The following is a 5,883-nucleotide window of genomic DNA, read 5'->3' as shown; positions in this document are numbered from 1 at the left end:
TCCCCGCCAGCCCCGCGGACAACCTGCTGCCCACCGGCGCCCGGCGCGCCGCCAGCCCGTCCGGCGGCCGTACGCGCGCCGAGCGGCGCAAGCTCCAGAAGAAGGTCAAGCGGCGCCGCAGGCGCGGTGCCGTCAAGGAGATACCCCTCCTCGTCGGCGTCGCCGTCCTCATCGCGCTCGTGCTGAAGACGTTCCTCGTCCAGGCCTTCGTCATCCCGTCCGGCTCCATGGAGCAGACGATCCAGATCGGCGACCGCGTCCTGGTCGACAAGCTCACCCCGTGGTTCGGCTCCAAGCCGCAGCGCGGGGACGTCGTCGTGTTCAAGGACCCCGGCGGCTGGCTCCGGGACGAGCAGCCCACCCTTCCGAAGGACGACCCCATCGTCATCAAGCAGGTCAAGGAAGGGCTCACCTTCATCGGCCTGCTGCCGTCCGACAACGAGAAGGACCTCATCAAGCGGGTCGTCGGCGTCGGCGGAGACCGCGTCAAGTGCTGCGACGCGCAAGGACGCGTGACCGTCAACGGCATCCCGCTGAACGAGGACTACCTGTACCCCGGCAACGCCCCGTCCGACACGCCGTTCGACATCACGGTCCCCCCGGGCCGGCTGTGGGTGATGGGCGACCACCGGAACAACTCCGCGGACTCCCGCGCCCACCAGGACACCGACTACGGCGGCACGGTCTCCGAGGAGGAGGTCGTGGGCCGCGCCATGGTCATCGCCTGGCCCTTCGGGCACTGGAGCACCCTGGAAGAACCGAACACCTACGCCTCCGTGTCCGACTCGGCCACCGGGTCGACCGCTGCTCCCGACCTGTCGCATAGGGTTGCCTCCTACGATTCGAACGGAACGATCCAGCTCCCGACCCCTGCGGAACTCCCGCTCGTTATGGGAGTGGTGGGCCTGCGTCGTGTATGGGGCAGGCGGCGGCACAGAGTGAGGAGTTGGCGTGGGGGATGTGGCGGTTGGCGCACGGTCCGGAAACGACGGCGAGGAGCACCGCGGACGCCCCGCGGAATCCGCCGTCCCGGCCGCGGACAGCGCCGTGACCCCCGGGAGTGACTCCGGGGCAGCCGAGGATGACAGGGTGACAGGCGAGTACAGCACAGCCGAGGGCGAGGGACCGGGCGGCGCGGCCCGGACGCCGAAGAAGCCACGTTCCTTCTGGAAGGAGCTGCCCATCCTGATCGGCATCGCGCTGGTGCTCGCGCTGCTGATCAAGACCTTCCTGGTGCAGGCGTTCTCCATCCCCTCCGACTCGATGCAGAACACCCTCCAGCAGGGCGACCGCGTCCTGGTCGACAAGCTGACCCCCTGGTTCGGCTCCGAGCCCGAGCGTGGCGAGGTCGTCGTCTTCCACGACCCCGACAACTGGCTGGCGGGCGAGCCGGTGGCGGATCCGAACGCCTTCCAGACGTTCCTCAGCTGGATCGGTCTCATGCCGTCCGCGGAGGAGAAGGACCTCATCAAGCGGGTCGTCGGCGTCGGCGGCGACACGGTCGAGTGCAAGAACACGGGCCCGCTGACGGTCAACGGCAAGGCGCTGGACGAGGGGTCGTACGTCTACCCCGGCAACACGCCCTGCAGCGTCGACGACCAGGGCGGTCAATTCAAGGTAAAGGTCCCCAAGGGCTACATCTGGGTCATGGGCGACCACCGGCAGAACTCCCGGGACTCCCGCTACAACCAGGCGGACAAGCACCACGGCATGGTCCCGGTGAAGGACGTCGTCGGCCGGGCCATCGTCGTCGCCTGGCCGATCAACCGCTGGGACAACCTGCCGGTGCCGGACACCTTCGACCAGTCCGGTATCAGCGCCCAGCCGGCCGCGGCCGGTCTGACGGTGGCGCCGCAGGGGCTTGCGCTGCTGGGTGTGGTGCCGGTGGTGCTGTGGCGCCGCAGGAAGCAGTGATCCCGGCGGTGGGCTGACCCCGGTCGGTACCCCCGGGTAGGGTGCGGACCCATGGGTGGCGAGAGCATGACGCACACGGCCCCGCGCAGCGGTGGCACAGGCTCGGGCCCGGTGGGCAGCCGGACCGGACAGCGGTTGTCCGGGCTGGCCGTCGCACTGGGCCTTGTGCTGTTCCTGGGGGGTTTCGCCTGGGGAGCGGTGGTCTACCTGCCGTACACCGTGCCCACCGGTTCGATGACGCCGACGATCGACGCCGGCGACCGGGTGCTGGCACAGCGCGTCGACGGCGCCGATGTGCGCCGTGGCGATGTCGTCGTGTTCAAGGACGCCACCTGGGGCAATGTGCCGATGGTCAAGCGCGTGGTGGCCGTCGGCGGCGACACGGTCTCCTGCTGCCAGGACGGCAAGCTGAAGGTCAACGGCAAGGAGATCGACGAGCCGTACCTGGCCGAGGACACACCGGCGGAGATCACCGGCTTCCCGACCGTCACCGTCCCCAAGGGGCGCCTGTTCCTGCTCGGCGACGAGCGCGGCAGCTCCGTGGACTCCACCGCCCACCTGACCGACGCCGCCAGCGGCACGGTGTCACGCGGCGCCGTGGACGCGCGCGTGGACGCCGTCGTCTGGCCCATGAACGGCATGCTGGCGCGCCCCACCGGCTTCGAGGCCCTCGGCGCCCTGTCCTCGCCCGGACCGCTGCGGACGATCACGGCCCTGGTGATCGCCGGCGCCGTGCTCGTCCTGGGCGGGGGTGCCTACGGCCCCGTCGCCAAGCGCACGGGCGCGGCCCGGGCCCGGCGGGCGAGCGCGGAGCCCGCAGGTGTCCGCTGAGCCCGTGAGGGCAGGCCAGGACACCTACGAGGGCGGGCTGCGCCAGGTCGCCCGGGTCGTGCTGCTCGACCCGCAGGACCGCATCCTGCTGCTGCACGGGCACGAGCCGGACGATCCGGCCGACGACTGGTGGTTCACCCCCGGCGGCGGTGTGGAGGGCGAGGAGACCCGTGAAGAGGCCGCCCTGCGGGAACTCGCCGAGGAGACGGGCATCACCGGGGTCGAGCTGGGCCCGGTGCTGTGGCGGCGGATGTGCTCCTTCCCGTTCGCGGGCCGCCGCTGGGACCAGGACGAGTGGTACTTCCTGGCTCGTACGGACCGTACGGCGATCGAGGCCGCGGGGCTGACCGAGCTGGAGCGGCGCAGTGTCGCCGGAGCGCGCTGGTGGACGTGTCCGGAACTTTGCCGGGCACATGAGACGGTGTATCCGACGAGACTCGCCGGGCTGCTGCGCACGCTGCTCGACGAAGGTCCCCCGGCCAGGCCCGTGATCCTTGACCCGGAAATCGTCTAGGGGCGCACGGGACTGGCGCACAATGGTGGGATCGCACGGCTGAAGGGGAACATGCCATGAGCGCCGAGGACCTCGAGAAGTACGAGACCGAGATGGAGCTGAAGCTCTACCGGGAGTACCGCGATGTCGTCGGTCTGTTCAAATACGTGATCGAGACCGAGCGGCGCTTCTACCTGACCAACGACTACGAGATGCAGGTGCACTCGGTCCAGGGTGAGGTGTTCTTCGAGGTGTCCATGGCGGATGCCTGGGTGTGGGACATGTACCGGCCGGCGCGGTTCGTGAAGCAGGTCCGGGTCCTCACGTTCAAGGACGTGAACATCGAGGAGCTGAACAAGAGCGATCTCGAGCTGCCGAGCGGGTGACGTTCACCCAGGAGGGTGACGGGGTTTTCCACAGCCGCTGAGCTGTCCACCAAGATCCACTTCGTGGGGACGGGTGCGTGATCGTTGGCGCCGGAGGTGGTGCCGACATGAACGCACGCAGTGCGATGGGCAGGTACGGAGAGACTCTGGCGGCCCGGCGGCTGGCGGAGACCGGACTGACGGTCCTGGAGCGCAACTGGCGCTCCGGGCGGACCGGTGAGATCGACATCGTGGCCAGGGACGGGGACGTCCTGGTCGTCTGCGAGGTGAAGACCCGCAGGGAGGGTCCCTTCGAACATCCGATGGCCGCCGTGACCCCGCAGAAGGCGGAGCGGCTGCGGAACCTCGCCGAGCGGTGGATCCAGACACACGGGGGCGCACCGCCCGGCGGCGTCCGCATCGACGTGGTCGGAGTGCTGCTGCCGGCCCGCGGCGCGGCCGTGGTCGAGCACGTGCGGGGGGTGGCCTGATGGCATTCGCCCGTACGTGTTCGGTGGCGCTGGTGGGCGTCGAGGGCGTGGTCGTCGAGGTCCAGGCCGATCTGGAGCCGGGTGTCGCGGCGTTCACGCTGGTGGGACTGCCCGACAAGAGCCTGACGGAGAGCCGGGACCGGGTGCGGGCCGCGGTCGTCAACTCGGGCGCCGCCTGGCCCCAGAAAAAGCTCACGGTCGGCCTGAGCCCGGCCTCCGTCCCCAAGAGCGGCAGCGGCTTCGACCTGGCCGTCGCCGCGGCGGTCCTCGGCGCGTCGGAGCGCATCGACCCCCGGGTCCTCGCCGACATCGTGATGATCGGGGAACTGGGGCTGGACGGGCGGGTGCGGCCGGTGCGGGGCGTGTTGCCGGCGGTGCTGGCGGCGGCGGATGCCGGGTACGAGCAGGTGGTGGTGCCGGAGTGTGCCGCCGCCGAGGCGTCCCTGGTGCCCGGGGTCTCCGTACTGGGCGTCCGGAGCCTGCGCCAGCTCATCGCCGTGCTGGCCGACGAACCCGTGCCCGACGAGGATCCGGACGAGCAGGGCCGCCCGGACCCGCTCCTCGCCGGCCTGCGCATGCCGGGCACCGGCGCCGCCACGGGCATGCACAGCGTCGGCGCGGCCCAGCACGAGTCCGGCCACGACCTGGCGGACGTCGTCGGGCAGATCTCGGCGCGCACGGCGGTGGAGGTGGCCGCGGCGGGCGGGCACCACCTGTTCCTGGAAGGGCCTCCCGGCGCCGGCAAGACGATGCTCGCGGAGCGGCTGCCCGCCATCCTGCCCCGGCTCGGCCGCCAGGAGTCACTGGAGGTCACCGCGGTCCACTCGGTGGCGGGCCTGCTGCCCCCGGGCAAGCCTCTGATCGACATCGCCCCCTACTGCGCCCCGCACCACTCGGCCACCATGCAGGCACTCGTCGGCGGCGGCCCGGGCATCGCGCGGCCCGGCGCGGTGTCGCTCTCCCACCGGGGAGTCCTCTTCCTGGACGAGACACCCGAGTTCAACAGCCAGGCCCTGGACGCCCTGCGCCAGCCGCTGGAGGCGGGGCATGTCGTCATCGCTCGCAGTGCGGGAGTCGTGCGCTTCCCCGCCAAGTTCCTGATGGTGCTCGCGGCCAATCCGTGCCCGTGTGGCCGGTTCTCGCAGCGTGACGACCTGTGCGAGTGCCCGCCCTCGGCGATCCGCCGCTACCAGGCAAGGCTCTCCGGCCCGCTGCTCGACCGGGTCGACCTGCGCGTCGAGGTGGACCGCGTCACCCGCACCGAGCTGACCGCCTCCGGCGCGCGGGGCGAGTCCACCGCGACGGTCGCCGACCGGGTACGGGCGGCCCGGGAGCGGGCCACGGAGCGCCTCGCCGGCACTCCGTGGCGCACGAACAGCGAGGTACCGGGGCGCGAGTTGCGCAGCCGCTGGTACGCCGCGTCCGGGGCGATGGACGAGGCCGAGCGGAACCTGGAGAGGGGCGTCCTGACCGCCCGCGGCCTCGATCGCGTCCTGCGCGTGGCCTGGACCGTCGCCGATCTCGTCGGCCACGACCGGCCCGACGCGACGGACGTCGCCCTCGCGCTCCAGTTGCGCACGGGTGTCCCGAGGGGCGTCCCCATGGCCCTCGGAGCGCTGACATGAGCGTCGCCGGCGAACCGGACGAGGAGCTGCTCGCCCGGGTCCTTCTCACCCGTGTCATCGAGCCCGGTGACGAGGTCGGCGGGCGGTGGGTGCGGGAGCTCGGGGTGCGGGGCCTGGCCCGGCGGCTGGCGGAGGGCCAGGCCCCGCACCCCGAGCTCCCGCAC

General features: G+C 71.5%; 7 protein-coding genes. All 7 read left to right on the top strand.

Going from position 1 to position 5,883, the window contains the following annotated elements; genetic code table 11:
* Nucleotides 1-1,064: signal peptidase I (gene lepB / locus CA983_RS39630; protein WP_086605542.1), on the top strand; the 1,064-nt coding region annotated here is incomplete at its 5' end.
* Complete coding sequence (gene lepB, locus CA983_RS39625; protein WP_086605541.1) at nucleotides 952-1,914, top strand: signal peptidase I; 963 nt, start codon at nucleotides 952-954, stop codon at nucleotides 1,912-1,914. The genes lepB (CA983_RS39630) and lepB (CA983_RS39625), both read left to right, overlap by 113 nt.
* A 51-nt stretch (nucleotides 1,915-1,965) precedes the next feature.
* A complete protein-coding gene (lepB, locus tag CA983_RS39620; protein ID WP_086605540.1) occupies nucleotides 1,966-2,745 on the top strand; it encodes a signal peptidase I in 780 nt (259 codons plus the stop codon).
* Nucleotides 2,735-3,259: an NUDIX hydrolase gene (locus CA983_RS39615; RefSeq protein WP_086605539.1), complete on the top strand. Its 525-nt coding sequence runs from the start codon at nucleotides 2,735-2,737 to the stop codon at nucleotides 3,257-3,259. Before lepB (CA983_RS39620) ends, CA983_RS39615 begins: the two co-directional genes overlap by 11 nt.
* A 56-nt stretch (nucleotides 3,260-3,315) precedes the next feature.
* Nucleotides 3,316-3,624 carry a DUF2469 domain-containing protein gene (locus CA983_RS39610; RefSeq protein ID WP_003993268.1) on the top strand — a complete coding sequence of 103 codons (309 nt, stop codon included), beginning with the start codon at nucleotides 3,316-3,318 and terminating at the stop codon, nucleotides 3,622-3,624.
* Nucleotides 3,625-3,701: 77 nt separating this feature from the next.
* Entirely contained in the window at nucleotides 3,702-4,094 is a 393-nt protein-coding gene (locus CA983_RS39605) for a YraN family protein (RefSeq protein ID WP_086605538.1), read from the top strand.
* Nucleotides 4,094-5,719 carry a YifB family Mg chelatase-like AAA ATPase gene (locus CA983_RS39600; protein WP_086605537.1) on the top strand — a complete coding sequence of 542 codons (1,626 nt, stop codon included), beginning with the start codon at nucleotides 4,094-4,096 and terminating at the stop codon, nucleotides 5,717-5,719. Before CA983_RS39605 ends, CA983_RS39600 begins: the two co-directional genes overlap by 1 nt.
* Nucleotides 5,720-5,883 lie beyond the last annotated feature (164 nt).

This window comes from Streptomyces swartbergensis, from assembly GCF_002148965.1.
GTDB lineage: Bacteria > Actinomycetota > Actinomycetes > Streptomycetales > Streptomycetaceae > Streptomyces > Streptomyces swartbergensis.
Note: the sequence above shows the minus strand (reverse complement) of the source record. Positions and strands in the feature narration are given on the sequence as shown.